Origin of the sequence: Gemella haemolysans, assembly GCF_001553035.1 — a bacterium.
Classification (GTDB): domain Bacteria; phylum Bacillota; class Bacilli; order Staphylococcales; family Gemellaceae; genus Gemella; species Gemella haemolysans_B.
This window is the reverse complement of record NZ_KQ959985.1, coordinates 13,743-15,949: the sequence shown is the minus strand read 5'-3', so window position 1 is coordinate 15,949 and position 2,207 is coordinate 13,743. Positions and strand designations below refer to the sequence as shown.

Genomic DNA, 2,207 nt, shown 5'->3' with positions numbered 1-2,207 from the left:
ACACTAACTAGCGAGTGACTCAACAAAATCTTGTTTCTTAGAAATCAAGATTTCCGCGTCATTCCTATAGCTAAAAAGGCGATTCAAAATAATTTTTGAATCGCCCTTTTTTTATCCGTTATAACAATTTATTATTTCAAATAACTTACTACGAATTTCTTCGTTTGTTGAATGTCCTAGCATTGCTTTCAACTCTATTAGTTTTTTATCTAGTTCCTCAACGTCAATATCTAAGGTTGTATTTTTATAAATCATTTGGTTATCAGTCTTTTCACTACTTTCATAATCAAGCGATAACTCTTCATACATCTTCTCACCAGGTCTTAGCCCAATCTCTTCGATATCTATATCTTTATATGGTTCTAATCCTGATAATTTAATTAAGTTTGTCGCAAGATCTATTATTTTTACAGGTTCTCCCATGTCTAATAGGAAGATTTCCCCTTCACTTGCGTAATATCCAGCTTGTAGTACTAACTGCGCCGCTTCTGGAATCGTCATAAAGTAACGAATAATATTTCTATGCGTAATTGTAATAGGTCCACCTTTTTTAATCTGTTCTTTAAAGATAGGAATTACAGAACCATTTGATCCTAATACATTACCAAATCTAACAGCAGCAAATTTCGTTTTGTACTTATTACCTTTTGATTGTAAAATAATCTCTGTTAAACGTTTCGAAGCACCCATAGCATTCGTAGGATTTACCGCCTTGTCAGTAGAAATCATAATAAATCTTTCTACTTCTTTTTCAATGGCTACATCCATAACATTTTTTGTTCCAAAGACATTATTTTTTATCGCTTCTTGTGGGCGACGTTCCATTAAAGGTACGTGTTTATGCGCTGCTGCGTGGAACACTACGCTTGGCTTATATTTATCAAATACCTCAGCTAAAGCCTCTTTCTCACGAATACTTACTATTTCAGAAATATAGTTTATATCCTCGTATTCCTTACTATGCGATTTTTCAAAATCTAAATCACGTTCTAACATATATAATGCATTCTCGTTAACATCAACTAAGACAAGTTGACTCGGTTTAAATTTGAATATTTCTCTTACAATCTGGCTTCCAATCGAACCACCAGCACCCGTAACAAGGATACTCTTTCCTTTAATGTAAGAACGAATCTCCCCTTGAGAAAGCTTCACTTCTCCACGTCCTAATAAGTCCTCGATAGATACATCTTTCAAGTGTTTAGAAATACTCTCTCCGTCTTCTACAGCAACACCAGAGCTCATTACCTTAACACTAACATTAGCTTCCTTCAGTACATTTAATATTCTATTTTTATTATAAGCACTAATCGAAGGAATCGCCAAGAATACTTGTTCTACTTCGTATTTTGGAATAAGTTTTAGTATTTCATAAGTCGTTCCAACTACCGTAATACCACTAATTACAGAATTTTTTCGATTATCATCTATAAGCCCAACTACATTTGCACGGAAAATATTATTTTTTGATAGTTCTTTTAATAATATGTATCCCGCATCTCCTGCACCAATTATAAATGTATTTTTATAAGTACTAGCTCCAGATCTACCAGCTTCTCTTTCACGTAAGGCACGGTATAACATTCTTGTAAACATCATACCCGCTATAATTAATAAAGGTGAAAAGATAGCAAATCTAACATTTGAGAATGTATCAGGTAACATATACTGATAAAGAATACTCGTAAGCAAGTCCCCTAGAACTACAGAAATACAAATACTTACTATCTCATTAACACCTAAGTATGACCATAATGATTTATTAGTACCAAATAAATAAAAACTAATTGTATATATAACAAGTGAAATCACTAGAAATTCTAATATCTCAATATAATGGCCATTTAGCATCGCAAATGGATCTGATGCTTTACCTAAAAATATCGATGCTACTACACCTAATGCAACCGTCAATAAATCCAGTAACATGATAAGTTTAAATCTATGATTTATATATATTTTTGATGAAAATAGTCTATCCATAACATCTCCTACAAATTTACCAAAGAGCTTAAAGGTTGACTAAACCCAAATCCTAAGTAATCACATTAGTTTATCTATATCTAAATATCTAATAAAGATACTTATAATAAACAATAAACTATGTGGGGAACAGGGAGTGACTCAAAAATCGTGATTTCTAGAAACAAGATTTTGTCGAGTCGCCCCCGCACGGTTTATTAGATATCTAAAAAGCTTTTCTAAAG

At 32.5% G+C, this 2,207-nt stretch carries 1 protein-coding gene; it reads right to left on the bottom strand.

Annotation, left to right across the window (positions count from 1 at the left end; translation table 11 throughout):
• Positions 1–111: 111 nt before the first annotated feature.
• Complete coding sequence (locus tag HMPREF3186_RS07245) at positions 112–1,983, bottom strand: polysaccharide biosynthesis protein (RefSeq protein ID WP_060914584.1); 1,872 nt, start codon at positions 1,981–1,983, stop codon at positions 112–114.
• Between the last annotated feature and the right edge of the window lie 224 nt (positions 1,984–2,207).

Excerpts from the sequence above, each read along its gene's own strand:
- HMPREF3186_RS07245 (WP_060914584.1), bottom strand. The coding sequence starts at position 1,983 with ATGGATAGACTATTTTCATCAAAAATATATATAAATCATAGATTTAAA.